10 protein-coding genes and 1 pseudogene are annotated in these 13,896 nt (G+C 68.1%); 4 read left to right on the top strand and 7 right to left on the bottom strand.

The genetic code is table 11. The features are described 5' to 3' along the window. Positions 1-29: 29 nt before the first annotated feature. The gene (locus OV287_RS04275; RefSeq protein ID WP_267532690.1) at positions 30-1,220 is read right to left on the bottom strand and encodes an efflux RND transporter periplasmic adaptor subunit; all 1,191 of its coding nucleotides are present in this window, start codon (positions 1,218-1,220) and stop codon (positions 30-32) included. Between the two features lie 320 nt (positions 1,221-1,540). Between OV287_RS04275 and OV287_RS04270 the strand changes: the two genes are divergently transcribed. Continuing rightward, a complete protein-coding gene (locus tag OV287_RS04270; RefSeq protein WP_267532689.1) occupies positions 1,541-3,004 on the top strand; it encodes a CehA/McbA family metallohydrolase in 1,464 nt (487 codons plus the stop codon). A 114-nt stretch (positions 3,005-3,118) separates the two neighbouring features. Further along, a complete protein-coding gene (locus OV287_RS04265) occupies positions 3,119-5,329 on the top strand; it encodes a M4 family metallopeptidase (protein ID WP_267532688.1) in 2,211 nt (736 codons plus the stop codon). A gap of 128 nt (positions 5,330-5,457) precedes the next feature. Here the strand turns inward: OV287_RS04265 and OV287_RS04260 are convergent, their stop codons facing one another. From OV287_RS04260 to OV287_RS04240, 5 genes and pseudogenes are all read right to left on the bottom strand, one after another. Beyond that, positions 5,458-6,690 (bottom strand): esterase/lipase family protein, encoded by a 1,233-nt coding sequence (locus OV287_RS04260; RefSeq protein ID WP_267532687.1) that lies wholly within the window; start codon positions 6,688-6,690, stop codon positions 5,458-5,460. A 93-nt stretch (positions 6,691-6,783) separates the two neighbouring features. Then, complete coding sequence (locus tag OV287_RS04255; protein ID WP_267532686.1) at positions 6,784-7,773, bottom strand: 2-dehydropantoate 2-reductase; 990 nt, start codon at positions 7,771-7,773, stop codon at positions 6,784-6,786. Continuing rightward, a complete protein-coding gene (locus OV287_RS04250; RefSeq protein WP_373371799.1) occupies positions 7,770-8,645 on the bottom strand; it encodes an AMP-binding protein in 876 nt (291 codons plus the stop codon). Before OV287_RS04250 ends, OV287_RS04255 begins: the two co-directional genes overlap by 4 nt. Positions 8,646-8,740: 95 nt before the next feature. Continuing rightward, positions 8,741-9,157 (bottom strand): annotated as a pseudogene (locus OV287_RS04245) (AMP-binding protein); the annotation flags it as partial. Positions 9,158-9,352: 195 nt separating this feature from the next. After that, positions 9,353-11,350 (bottom strand): hypothetical protein, encoded by a 1,998-nt coding sequence (locus OV287_RS04240; RefSeq protein ID WP_267532684.1) that lies wholly within the window; start codon positions 11,348-11,350, stop codon positions 9,353-9,355. A 147-nt stretch (positions 11,351-11,497) separates the two neighbouring features. Between OV287_RS04240 and OV287_RS04235 the strand changes: the two genes are divergently transcribed. Both OV287_RS04235 and OV287_RS04230 read left to right on the top strand, forming a co-directional pair. Next, positions 11,498-12,535: a DUF2169 family type VI secretion system accessory protein gene (locus OV287_RS04235; RefSeq protein WP_267532683.1), complete on the top strand. Its 1,038-nt coding sequence runs from the start codon at positions 11,498-11,500 to the stop codon at positions 12,533-12,535. 83 nt (positions 12,536-12,618) lie between these two features. Then, complete coding sequence (locus OV287_RS04230; protein WP_267532682.1) at positions 12,619-13,083, top strand: DUF4150 domain-containing protein; 465 nt, start codon at positions 12,619-12,621, stop codon at positions 13,081-13,083. An 8-nt stretch (positions 13,084-13,091) separates the two neighbouring features. On the opposite strand, the gene OV287_RS04225 is transcribed toward OV287_RS04230, so the two are convergent. Then, positions 13,092-13,895, bottom strand: a complete 804-nt coding sequence (locus OV287_RS04225; protein WP_267532681.1) for a hypothetical protein — start codon at positions 13,893-13,895, stop codon at positions 13,092-13,094. Between the last annotated feature and the right edge of the window lies 1 nt (position 13,896).

Raw genomic sequence — 13,896 nt, 5'->3', positions numbered from 1 at the left:
CTCTCCCTCAGTAAGGGTGCGCGCGAAGCTCAGCGAGGCTTGGGCTGCTCGGGCGGGGGCTCGGCCTGTGGAGTGCCACCACCGCCCACGCCCGGCTCGGGCTCCTGGGGGCTCTCAGACAGTCGCAGCTCCACGGGAGCGCCTTCGCCGATGTCGCCCGCCGGGGCCCGCAGCAACACGTCCCCCGGCTGCACGCCGGAGCGCAGCTCCACCAGTCGCGCCAGCTCGTCCTTCATGCCGAGCGTCACCGGCACCCGCTCCACCCGACCATCCTTCACGCGCAACACCGAGGGCGGATCGGACCGGACATCCACCGCCGACACGGGCACGGCGGGCACCTCGCGCCGCATCGACGCCACTCGTCCCTCGGCGGAGAGCCCGGTGAGCAGCGTCTGCTCGGTGTTGGGCAGGGTGACGTAGAGGCGCACCTGGCCGGTCCCCGGGTCCACCGCGGGGTTGATCTGCTCGATGCGGCCCTTGAAGGAGCGGTCCCCATAGCCGCCCACCTTGAAGTCCACCGCGACGCCGGGCTTGAGCGTGCTGAGCTGCGTGGCCGGCACGGAGGCCTCCAGCCGCAAGCTGGTGGGGTCCACGACGGTGTAGAGCGCCGCGCCCGGCTGGACGATGTCCCCGGCGCTGGCGTGACGCTCACTCACCACACCGGCGAAGGGAGCGCGAACGCGGGTGCGGCCCACCTCCTGTTGCGCGAGCGCGAGCCGAGCCTCGGCATCGGAGACCTGCGCCTGGGCCTGGAAGCGCGCAAGCACGGCCCGCTCCAGGTCCCTTCGTGTGATGACCCCCGCGCTGGACAGCTTGCGATTACGCTCCTCTTCGGCACGGGCCACCTGCAGAGCATTGCGTGCCACCCGCACCGAGGTGCGTGCGGCGATGAGCTGGTCCTGCAACGAGGAGTCCTCGATGCGCGCGAGCAACTGGCCCTTCTTCACCTGCTGGCCCTGCTCGACCACCATTTCCAGCACGGCGCCCTGGACCTCGGCCCGCATGGTGGCAGCGCGCCGAGCCTGGAGCGTGCCGGAAAGGACGGGCCCACTGCGCAGCTCCTGCGGCTCCACCCGGACCACGTCCGTTGGCCCGAGCACCACCGGTGCCTGCGCCTGAGGCTGCTGCGCCTCCGAGTCGCCTCGCTTGCAGCCCGAGAGCACCCCCAGGCCCAGCAAGACGAGAACTCCCCACGCCGCGCCCCGGCGTCCCGTGCTCACGCTCACGCCTCTCCACCTCCTGACACGCCGCGTAGAGATGTGCACACGCTGGTCCGGCCGCATCCTGTCTCCCACCCAGACGGCGCCGCCGACCGCGCCCTTCCGCCTGCCTGCCTGGTGGCTCACCGTCCTCGGAGTGACACGCGCAAGGCCCGGTAGGGTCACGTTGGCCCGTGGCACCACCCGGGCGGCAGCACGGCTGGATGGGATACGCTCCGCGCCCCGTGCGTTCCCCCCTCTCGTTCCGCGGCCCGCTCCTCGCTTGCTTACTCGCCTGTGCTTCCGCCCTCGCGGCTGACCCGCTGGTGCTGGAGGGAGAGGTGCCGACCGAGGGTGGCTTCTTCTCCGTCCCCTTCGAGGTACCGCCGGGCACGGTGGAGCTGGAGGTCCGCCATGACGACCTCGCCAGCGAGAACATCCTCGACTGGGGACTGGAGGACCCGGAGGGCTTCCGCGGCTATGGCGGTGGCAACGAGGAGCCCGCCATCGTGGGCGAGAAGGCAGCCTCGCGCTCGTACCTCGCTGGCCCGCTGCGCCCGGGCACCTGGAAGGTGACGGTGGGCAAGGCGAAGATCCGCAAGACGCCCGCGCACTACCGGATTGAAGTGCACCTGCACACCGCGGCCAGGCTCGCGCCCCAGCCCGAGCGCCAACCCTACCACCCCGTCGACGCACTCTCCTCGCAGCCGCGCTGGTACGCCGGCGACTTCCATGTCCACTCGCTCGAGAGCGGTGATGCGAAGGCCTCGCTGGATGAGATCGCCCGCTACGCGCGAGGCCACGGGCTGGACTTCGTCGTCCTCACCGAGCACAACACCACGTCCACGCTCGACTTCCTCGTGGACGCCCAGTCGCGCTCCCCCGATGTGCTGCTGGTGCCAGGTGTCGAGTACACCACCTACTCGGGCCACGCGAACGCCATCGGCGCCACCCGCTACGTGCCGCCGCGCGTGAACGAGGACATCACCCTGGAGGAGGCCATCGACGCCTTCCACCGCCAGGGCGCGCTCTTCTCCATCAACCACCCCGTCTACGACGTGGGAGACCTGTGCATCGGCTGCGCGTGGCAGCTCACCGTGCCCTCGGGCAGCGTGGACGCCATTGAGGTCGCCAACGGTGGCTGGGAGAAGTTGGGGCGCTTCTTCTCCGAGGGCGCCATCAGCTACTGGGATTGGCTGCTCTCCCAGGGGCAGCACACCGCGGCGCTCGGCGGCAGTGATGATCATCGCGCCGGGGTGGACCTGGACTTCACCCAGAGCGCCATCGGCAACCCCACCACGCTGGTGTACGCGCGTGAGCTGAGCGTGGCCGCGCTGCTCGAGGGCATTCGCAACAACCGCACCGTGGTGAAGCTCCAGGGGCCGGAGGATCCCATGGTGGACCTGACGAGCAGCGTGGCCCCCACCGGGGACACCGTGCTCGCACAGAGCGCCAGGCTGAGCGCCCGCGTCACCGGCGCGCAGGGTCATCAGGTGCGCTTCGTCCACAACGGCGTGCGCCTGCCGCTCGTGGAGGTGACCTCAGAGGACTTCGTGGTGGAGCAGGACATCACCGCGCCCGAGCACGGCGAGGATCGCTTCCGCGCGGAGGTGTGGATCAACGACCACCCGCGCACTGTCACCAGCCACCTGTGGATTGCGCGTACCGCGGACATGCGAGGGATTCCCGGACCGGTGCCCCAGGTCATGGAGCCGGGGGCCTGTGGTTGTGGCTCGGCACCCGGCTGGAGCGCGGGCGTGCTCGCGTTGACCGTGCTGGTGCTCGGGCGGAGGCGACGGAGCTGAGAGGGCCCCTCCTGGCCCAAACGCACTTCCGCTTTACCAGCATTCACGGGTTGTCATGGTTTCATGTTTTACTCCGCTGACGGCATTCCGCCGCCCGTGGAGGAGAAACCCTCGATGCGCAATCGGTTGCTTGCAGCCTGTCTGTCGTTGTCGCTCGCGGCCTGTGGTGGAACGGAGGCGTCCGGCCCGGCCCCGGACGAGAGCGCCCGTCCCACTGGCTCTATCGCAGACGTCCAGTCCGCCCTCTCCGCGCTGCCCTCCGCGCAGCTCATCGGCGCGCATGATGACGGCGTCCCCTACATGATTCGTGGTGACCTCGGCTCGGCGAGCGGTCCCGTGAAGGGGCTCGCGGCCCGCGAGGCGCACGAGCGAGTGGGTCGGGCGCTCGACGCCATCGCCCCGGTGTTCCGCCTGCGCGCCGCGGACCTCGTAGTACAGCGGCTCTCGCGAGATGAGCAGGGCCATACGCACATCCGCTTTGCCCAGACACGCAACGGCCTGCCAGTGTTCGGCCATGAGCTCGTCGTGCATGTGGATGAGTCCGGTCGAATCTACGCGGCCAACGGCTCGGCACGTGACGGTGAGTCCGTGCCCACTCCTGGCCGGGCGAAGGTGTCCTCCCAGGCGGTCCAGCGCGCCGCGCTTGAGTCCACTCCGGGCGGAGTGCGCGTCGAGGGCGAGCCCCGGCTGCTGTATGCCCGCTCGACCGTGGACCAGCGCTTGAAGCTGGCCTTCGAGGTGGTGGTGACGGGCGAGTCTCAGGGCACGCCCGTCCGGGAGCATGTCTTCCTAGACGCGCTCGACGGTTCCATCGTCCAGCGCACCTCGGACATCCACCACGTGCGCAACCGCTCCGTCTACACGGCCAACAACACCACCACGCTCCCAGGCACCCTGGTGCGGACCGAGACGGGTGCGGCGTCGAGCGACCCGGTCGTGGAGACCGCCTTCCGCAACCTCGGCGTCACCTATGACTGTTACTCCAATGTCTTCGGTCGCGACTCGGTTGACAACGCGGGCACGCAGCTGAAAGCGACCGTCCACTATGGCATCAACGTCAACAACGCCTTCTGGAATGGCACCTTGATGGTGTGTGGCGATGGCGACGGAACCCTGTTCTCTCCGCTGTGCAATGACATGGATGTCATCACCCATGAGCTCACCCACGCGGTGATCGCCTCCGAGTCCAACCTCGTCTACTCGGGCGAGTCCGGCGGCCTCAACGAGAGCCTGTCCGACGTCTTCTCCGCCGTCTGTGAGAGCTGGAGCACTGCCTGGTCCACGGGCGCGGACGTCTGGAAGATCGGCGAGGATGTGTATACGCCAGCGACCACGGGCGATGCGATCCGCTACCTGGATGACCCGGCCCTAACTGGCCTGCGGGACTACTACACGCTGCCCCTGCCGACCACCGCGTATGAGATTTCGGGCATCAGTAGCCTGGCCTTCACGCTGCTGTCCAAGGGAGGCCTGCACCCGCGCGGCAAGAGCACCATCAACGTCGCCGGCATCGGCGTCGAGAAGGCCGGGCGCATCTTCTACAAGGCCAATACGGACTTCTTCACAGCCTCCACCAACCTCGCCCAGGCGAAGACCTATACCGAAGCAGCCGCGGATCTCCTCTACGGCGCGGTGGTGAAGGGCTCCGTCACGCAGGCGTGGCAGGCGGTCGGCGTGGGGCTGCCCCCTCCCGTATGTGCTCCGCTGGCCAACGGCACCATCCTCACCGCTCTCTCCGGCGCCGCCAACTCCACGAGCTGCGCGTACCCCATCGCTGTCCCCGTGGGCGCCACCAACCTGAAGGTGGAGATCCTCGCCAGTTCGGGTGACGCGGACCTGTACGTGAAGTCCGGCACGATTCCGACCACCGCCTCGTATGACTGCCGGCCGTACATCACCGGCAGCACCGAGACGTGCACCTTCCCCACACCCGTTGCGGGCGTCTATTACATCGTGCTGCGGGGCTACAGCGCCTACTCGGGCCTCACCCTCAAGACCTCGTTCACTCCTGCGGCGGGGGCGTACGTGTTCCCCAATCTCTCGGGGGCCGCCAACTCCACCCAGCAGCTCTGGGCGTACAACGCGGCGGCCGGGGAGACGGTGACCATCAAAATCTCGCCCAACGCGGGAGGCAGCACGGGTGACGCGGACTTGCACGTCAAGTTCGGCACGCCGGCGTCCCCCACCGTGTACGACTGCCGGCCGTACATCAGTGGCAGCACCGAGCAGTGCGTCCTCACCAACGCCGCCGCGGGCACGTACTACGTCATGCTCAAGGGGTACACGGCCTACACGGGCGTCGACCTGAGATTGCCCGTGCCGTAGTCCGGCCCACGTCCCGCCCTCCGCCCCGTCATGTGTCGCCGGGGCGGAGGCGTGCGAGCGGCAGGCTCGCGGCCGGGCGGTGCCGTGCTCGCTCGGGCGCTACGTCCGCTCCGCGAGCAGGCTTTCGCTCAATGCCGCATCTGGTCCGCGGGTGCCTCGATCGAAGGTGGGAAGGCGTGCGGGCGATACGTCCCGCTCTCCGTGAAGGAAGCGATCTTCCGCCACAGTGCCTCGAACTGGTCCAGGTCGAAATCCGAACCCGAGCAGAGCAGGTCGTATTGGTAGTAGCGCTGAGGCGTGTCCGGGGGCGGTTGGACGTAGTTGAAATGGCCGATGACGTCCGCGTGGTCCGCCTCCACCAGGAAGCTGGATTCCGCATCGGGCCACACCATGGAGACGCTGTTGACGATGCCGTCGTTGTCCGATGGCATCAGCCGTCTCGCGGCCTCATGCGGCTCCAGCAGCCATGGGATAGTCTGCGCCTGGCCCAGTTCCGGGGAGGGGCGGCGCGCGTTCAGCGCGTACACGAGCTTGTACAGCCCTCGTGCCTCCTTCTCCGCCGGGCGCTTCGCGACGGTCACGATGGAGCCATAGTGGATGTCCCACTTCATGAGGAAGTCCCGCTCCTCCTCCGCCGTCCTCCGGTGCGCCGGGCTCTCAGGCGCGCCCGGGGTCCTCACGGGATCCAGGTCGGAGATGGCGGCGATGTCAGTGGAGATATCGAGCAGCCAGCGGAGCGTCTCGAAGTACGAGGCCCGTGCGAGCGCTCGTTCGAGTTTGTCCTTCGAGGAGTCAAAGCCAACCATCGTCTGGATGACGGCATCAAGCCAGTCGGGCGACCCCTTGTTGGGAGGAAACACGCGCTGGAGGCGCCGGCCGACGAAACTCGCGCCCACCTCCCGGAACGCGCGGGTCGTCTCGAAGAGGATGCGCGGCAGCAACCGTGCGACGCGCGACGGAATCCTGAGTTTTCTCAAGCGGCGTGCCAGGTTCGTCCCACGCTGAGGTGTGGAGATGAACTGCACGGTGCGGATCTGCTCGAGCAGGCTCTCGCTGGCCCCCTTCGTGCCTTCCTCCTCCCGGAAGTCGATGAGGAGCTGCCGCAGGTCGAGTCCACCCGTCGAGTGGCCCACCAGGTGGATGTGGTCCCTGCGGGCAATCACTCCCCGCTCCTGCAGCTCGCCGAGCCATCGCCGCAACTGCCGTGCCCGCGTCTGCACGCTCGCCGTGGGGAGGTTGGGGAAGTAGTGCAAGACCAGAGGGGTGAACCCGAGCGCCTGGGTCACCCCGTGGTAGTAGCGCAACGAGCCGAGCGCTTGGAATCCGCCGAAGCCGGGGACGAGCACGAAATGGTCCTGCATGGCCAACCCCCGAGGGGCACGATGTGAGCTCGACCTGCCCCTCTCCTTCCCCATCATGCGCATGCGGGGGGTGGGCGGGGAGCGGCTGTCACCCTACGGGCTCGCGGCCGGGTAGCACCCCGCCTGCCGCGCACGCTCGCGCACGAGCGCCAGCACCAGCTCGCACGCGGGCATCGACTTCCCCACGAGCTGGCCGAGCTCGACCACCGCGCCCAGTAGCGCATCGATCTCCATCGGCCGGCCTCGCTCCAGGTCCTGCAGCATGGACGTCTTGTGCGCGCCGACCTCCGCCGCGCCCTGAATCCGCTTGTCCACGTCGATGGGGAAGCGCACCCCGAGGGCCTCGGCGACCGCCTGGGCCTCGACCATCATGCCGCGCGCCACCGCCCGGAGGTCTCCCCGCGTCGCAAGCGTATCGAGCGTTGCCCCCGTGAGCGCCGAGAGCGGATTGAAGGCGAGGTTGCCCCAGAGCTTCACCCAGAGCTCGTCACGGATGCGCGGCCGGACCGGTGCCTTCAGTCCCGCTCGAATCAACAGCTTCGACAGCGCCTCGACGCGGGGGCTCTTGCTGCCGTCGGGCTCGCCCAGGGTGACTCGGTCCCCATAGGTGTGCTCGATGACGCCCGGCTCCACCACCTCGGCAGCCGGATAGAGCACCGCGCCGATGGCGCGCGAGGGGTGCAGCGTCTCCCAGAGCTTCCCACCCGGGTCCACGCTCTCCACTGGCCGGTCCCGGTAGGGCCCCTCGAGGCCGTAGAAGTACCAGTAGGGCACGCCGTTGATGCCCGTAACGAGCGCCGTCTGGGGGCCCAGCAGCGGAAGCATCTGCGGCGCCGCCGATGGCAGCGAGTGTGCCTTCAGCGTGATGACCACGTAGTCCTGCGGCCCTGCCTCTGCTGGGTCATCGGTGCACAGCGGCCGGACGGTGACGCTCTCGCCACCGCTGCGCAGGGTGACGCCCTTTTCGCGCATCGCGGCGAGGTGGGAACCCCGTGCAATGAAGGTGACGTCCGCTCCGGCCTGGAGCAACCGGACGCCGAGGAATCCGCCAATCGCTCCCGCGCCGAAGATGGCGATCTTCATGACGTGAGCCCCAGCCGCTCGGCCAGGCCGATGCGCTGCAGCTTGCCCGTCGCCCCCTTGGGAATCTCCGCGAGGAAGACGATCTTCCGCGGCACCTTGAAGTCAGCCAGCCGGACAGAGGCGAAGTCCTGAAGCTCCCGCTCTCCGACGCTCGCGCCCTCGCGCAGCACCACAGCGGCGGCGACCTCCTCGCCCAGCTTCGGGTGCGGCATGGCGAACGTCACCACCTGCTGCACCGCCGGGTGGTCCATCAACACCGTGTCCACCTCCAGCGGGCTGATCTTCTCGCCCCCGCGGTTGATGATCTCCTTGAGCCGCCCGGTGAGCCGCAGGTAACCCGCCTCGTCGAGCACCCCCTGGTCCCCTGTGCGGAACCAGCCATGCGTGAAGGACCTGGCGTTGGCCTCGGGGTTGTTCTCATAGCCGGCCGTGACGTTGCGGCCCCGAATGACCACCTCGCCGAGCGCACCGGGAGGCAGCAGGTCTCCACCCTCCCCCATGATGGCGACCTCGGGCCCCGCTGCGATGCCCACCGAGCCCGCGTAGCGTGGCCGCGGCGGCAGCGGGTTGGACGCCATCTGGTGCGAGGCCTCCGTCATCCCGTAGCTCTCAATGACCGGCACGCCGAACACCTGCTCCAGCTCCTCCATCACCTGCGGCGGCAGCGACGCGGAGGACGAGCGGATGAGGCGCAACCGCCCGGCCTTGATGACCTCCGTGTTGCGGCTGGCGCGGCCGAGGATTGCCTGGTGCATGGTGGGCACCGCCGTGTACCAGCTCGGCCGGACCTCCTCGAACCATCCGAAGAACTTGAGCGCGTTGAAGCCCGGCGTACACACCACCGCACCACCTGCCGCCAGGCTCGACAACACCGCCGCATGAGCCCGTGGATGTGAAAGAGCGGCATGATGTTCAGGCAGACCTCCTCGTGCCCGAGCGCCAGCGTCTGGCCAATGTGGTACGCGGAGGCCGTGATGTTCACGTGACGCAGGGGCACGATCTTCGGCCGCGCCGTCGTCCCGGAGGTGTGCAGCACGAGCGCCACGTCCTCGGCCTCGGCGAATCCCGCCCGCGCCGGTGTACCGGAGAGTGGCCGCTCCGGCTTCAACGTGAAGTGGCCCGCGGGCCCAGCCGCGCTGGGAACCAACTCGATGACCGGGATGCCTCGCGCAGCGGCCACGGCACGGGATGGGCTCTCCATGCCCTCGAGCAGGACGAGCGCTCGGGCGTTCAGGTCGGAGAGGTAGAAGTCGAACTCCTCCGCCCGGTAGGCCGGGTTGAGTGGCGCGGTGGTGGTGCCACAGGCGAAGGAGACGAAGGCCGCCGCCATCTCCGGCCCATTGGGCAGTACCAGGGCCACCCGGTCCCCGCGCCCCAGGCCCATGCCGTTCAACGCAGTGACGGTGCTCCGGGCCAGCTCCCGCAGGCCTCCATGCGTCAAGCCGGGCCGCCCCGGCGCTCCAATGGCAAGGTCCCCCTCGCGACCGTGCTCGATGAGGCCCACCACCGTGTCCGCGCGATACATGCCCGACCCTCCTGCGCTCCTGCTGGAGGCTCCCGGATATGCCCTCCCGTGGCCTCACGCAACAGATGGAGCGCCCACTCCGTCGACGAGCTTGCGCCCGGCGGGACTCGGACGGGAGGCAGGGGCAGTGGGCCCCTCCGGCTTGGGCCGTGGCTCTTCCGGCGTCTGGGGCGGCGCCGGAACGTCCACCACCTCCTCCCGGACGATCTGGGTCTTGTGCCAGCACCGGAGCTGCTCCACCCATTCCTCGTCCTTGATGGCGTCGAGCACCACCTGGAGCCGGGGAATGCCCCCGTTGGTTGCCGAGCCAGACAGGAGCTCGAGGAATTTGTCGTGGTCCCCACGCTTCTGGGCCTTCTCACTGGTCTCCAGGAGATCCGTGACCGTGCGGATGCCGTACCTGCGCAGGGTCGGGAGCAGCGGGTCGGGGCCTCCGCCCTCGGCCTGCCCGCCGATGTTGGCGTGCAGGTGGAGGATGGCCTGGTCCACCCAGTCCAGGAGTCGTGGCGCCGGGACACGCGTCTGGAGCAGCAGCTCGACCACGTCGTGGCGCGCCAGTGCCTGGACGTTCGTGACCCCTTCGTCCTGGAGGCGAGCCCGGTCGTAGATGTCGATTCCCTCCAAGCTGGTGAGGGGCTCATGCGGGTCGACGAGCTGGAGGCCTGGATCCTTCGCGGACCGCCTCAGCTTCCGCAGGGTGGTGCGCATCGTCTCGCCGATGAAGACCAGTCCGGTCTCGGGGATGATGCCCGTCAAGAAGGCGAGGATGTGCAAGGCGGGAGCCAGAGCCAGCCGGTCCACCTGGGAGCCAGGAACAATCAACCAGCTCTCCTCGAGCACCCAGGCCAGGACCATGACCGTGAAGACGCGGGTGGTGATGTGACTGTAGATCTTCGGTTGGAGATCCCTGCGGGCATAGCTGCGGAAGGTGGTGGCCAGCGCGTAGGAGTACGCGCCCAGGAAGCCGAAGGGGAGCGTGGACTTCTGGGGTTGGAAGAACGCCAGGAAGTCCACCGGTGAGTCGCTGCCAGGCCGCGGCGCCACGCTCAACATGGTGAAGGTCCAGCCGAGCGCGAGGACCAGCGTGGCGATGAGCAGCGGCGAGCGACGCACGGGCAGGATGCGGGTGACGTTGCCACCGCCCTCGGAGCCATACGCCTCGTCCATCTGCTTGCCGTAGCGCACCTGGACGTCCCGCCGGGTCTCCACGGTTGGATCAAACCGGAAGATATGGGCGACGAACAGCTCCCGGAGCGTGCTCTGGTGCTGCCGGTCAAAGGCGAAGAAGAGCACTGCCGGCAACAGCGACAGCAGGCTGATGAAGAGCAGCTGGAGGACGCGGCCAGCGACGAGGAGCCGGTCCGCGGGAAGCACGTCCGGAAGCACCTGGCCCCGGGTCTGCACCCACTCCGTCAGGGACTCCAGCACCTTCCGGAGATCGCCGATGAAGCCCTCCGACGCGAGGATGACGAGGCTTGGAATGCCAACCCCGATGAGCAGGAGCAGAAGCGGATAGACCTTGCTACGTGCCCAGCTCCTGAAGGAGGGCCTCGCCCCCGCCCTGCTCCCCAGCCGGGCAACCAACAACATCGCCACGAGCGAGAGCCCCAGGAAGCCCAGCGCGATGAGCAGGTACGTGCGAGAGCGGCGTCCCTCGAACAGGTCGATGAGGAAGAAATAGGCCGCGGCGATGAAGGACAGCAGCGACAGCTTGCCCGTGAGCGACTGGAGGAAGGCCAACCGGTACACCCATCGGCTCGGCTCGGGCTGAAGGGAGAGCGTCCCCCGCTGCTCCAAAGCCCGGAGGTTGAAGGCCTCGACCTCCTGTGCCGACACCCGCCTGGCGCACTCGAGGGGCGATAGGATGAGCACCGAGCCGTCGGGGCGGCGAATTTTCAACCGGCGGTTGGTCTGGTTCGACACCAGACAGGCCTTGGAGCGGGCGTAGCGGAGAAGGAATCGCGCCGCGCCCTTCGCCCCCGAGCTGATGCGTTGGCTCCACGAAGCACTGCCTTCGGGGCCGTTGCCCTTGCCCTCGTTGCCCGGATTCATGCGTGTACCCTCTCTCTCCCCTGAGTGGAGGGGAGCCCATTGGAGAGGAAGGGCTCGGAGGGGGTTGTGACGCACGGCCGTGGTGCCAAACCGGCGGCTCGCCTGCTCTTGGGGTTCAGGCACTGATAGATTGAGCCCTGCACACCTATGGGACACCCCAATCTCGAGAACGAGACGCCGTTCGCCTTCGAAATCATGGGCCTCGCGAACGAGGAGGGGCGGCCATTGCTCCTCCTCCTGGTGAAGGCCACCTATTCCATCGGAGACACCAAGCTGGAGCTCGCCCAGGAGCAGGTGCCCGTGAACTGGGGAGGGGAGCCCTTGGGGGTGCCAGGCGAGTCCAGCGACAAGTACGAGCCGGAGTGCGCCTTCATCAAGCCAGCCACGGACGTGGTGCTCATTGGCAATGCCTACGCGCCCAAGGGCACCACGGAGACGCTGGTGGCGATGCAGGTGGGCCCGCTGAAGAAGAGCGTCCGGGTGGTGGGCGAGCGCACATGGTTCCGGAGCATGGGCCGCGTGGCCATGACGAAGCCGCTGCCCTTCGAGAGCATGCCCCTCACCTGGGAGCGAGCCTTCGGGGGTTGGGACCGGAGCGATCCAGACCCCAAGAAGCACTCCTTCGAGCCACGCAACCCCGTGGGCACGGGCTTCCGGGTGAGCTCTCGCCATTTCGAGGAGGAGCTGCGGCTGCCCAACCTGGAGGATCCGGAGCATCCGCTGCGGGAGTTCGGCCAGAGGGTGCCGCCGACAGGCTTTGGCTTCACCTCGCCCCACTGGCAGCCGCGCGCGGCGTACGCGGGCACCTACGACGAGGCCTGGGACAAGACGCGCAAGCCGCTGCTGCCCAAGGACTTCGACCGGCGCTTCTTCAATGCCGCCCCCCCGGGCCTCATCGCCCCCGGGTACCTGAAGGGGGACGAGTCCGTCATCATCGCCAACGCCTCGCCGAGAGGACGGCTCGCCTTCCGGCTTCCTGGACAGCGAGCCCCCACCGTCACCGTGGAGCTCGCGAGCGCCGAGGACGCGACTCCCGAGATGCGCCTGGACACCGTCATCCTCGACACGGACACCCACCAGGTCCTGATGCTGTGGCGAGGACACCTGCTCCTGGACGAGGGGCTCCACGACGTGCGCAACATCCGCGTCACCGCGGAGGGGGTCTCGCGTCCGAAAGAGGCCTGACCGGTGCTGGCTCTCCAGAGGGGCCGGCTCGCTCCCCGGGCCACCGGTTCGGTAGACTGAGTCCACTCACACGAGGTGGACCCATGTCCGTCAATGTCGGTGTCAACAAGATGTCCGTGGTGACCAAGGACAGCAACGGTATCACCTCGGCATTCCCGGACGTGTGCAAGACGCCCAGTCCGGGTGGGCCCGTGCCCATCCCCTATCCCAACATCGCCCAGTCCTCCGACACCGCGAAGGGCACGAAGAAGGTGTCGGTGAAGGGCAATCCGGTGTGCGTGAAGGACTCGAACTTCAGCACCAGCACGGGCGACGAGGCGGGGACGGCGGGCGGCGGCGTGGCTTCCAGCAAGACGAAGGGCAAGGCCGAGTTCGTCAACTTCTCCTTCGACGTGAAGTTCGAGGGAAAGAACGTGGCGCGCGCCATGGACCTGATGCTGCACAACGACAAGAACACGCCGCCCTTCCCTCTCATTCAGGGGCCCGTCGTCGCCATGGCCGGCGATGACGAGGACCCCAAGTGTGGCATCTGCAACGAGAAGATGTAGCGGATGCTTCACTTCGCCGCGGATTCAAACGGAAGCGCCCAGTCGTTGTCGCACGCCATGGTCATCGCGACCCGTGCGAGCGGAGGACAGTAGAGGAAGGCCTCCTGGCTCTTCAGACCCGCGCGCTCGGCAAGACGCAGCAGCGCCAGCCCCTCGAACCAGATGAATCGGTAGGCCACGAACTTGTCGGGAGACGTGCCAAATCCCACGGCCTGGGCCTCCGTCTCGCGCTCGTGGCTCTGGAGCACCCGCTGGAAGGCAGCGAAGAAGCGGCTGCCGTCAGCGGCAAGCAGCGCCCGGAACAGTTCCAACCGGTCCGCCTGACTCTCCTCGAGCACGCTCGCATACCGGCTCAGCAGCACCTCGGGGAATGCGGCCCCCACCGGAAGCGCGATGAGTTCTTGCAGCAGGTGCGCCCACGCGAACTCGTCCTCGTATTCTTCCGCTCCTCGAACGGTCGCGGAGAGTCCACAGAGGGCGCGTGCGAGCCCCCATTGCTCCGCCGCGACCGCCCCAAGCAGCGGTGTGTTATCGGACGCGGGTGGCAGGGCCGCCCCTTGGCTGTGCAGATGGGTCAGCAGCCGGCGCCAGTTCTCCGCCGCGCAATACAGATTGTAGAAGAAATACTGCGGGCTCGCGTCGATGAGCAGGGTCGTCGTGGCCAGGGTGTGGAAGTGCGTGCAAACTTCGCGCACCAGCTCGACGAGGTCTTCTGCTGTTCCCTCCGACAGGGTCTCCGCGAACAGATCATCGAAGATGATGTCGATGGAGTTCGCGGCCTCTTCCCTCAGATCCTCGAGCTGGAATTGCACG

This window comes from Archangium lansingense (genome assembly GCF_026626635.1).
GTDB classification, from domain to species: domain Bacteria; phylum Myxococcota; class Myxococcia; order Myxococcales; family Myxococcaceae; genus Archangium; species Archangium lansingense.
Note: the sequence above shows the minus strand (reverse complement) of the source record. Positions and strands in the feature narration are given on the sequence as shown.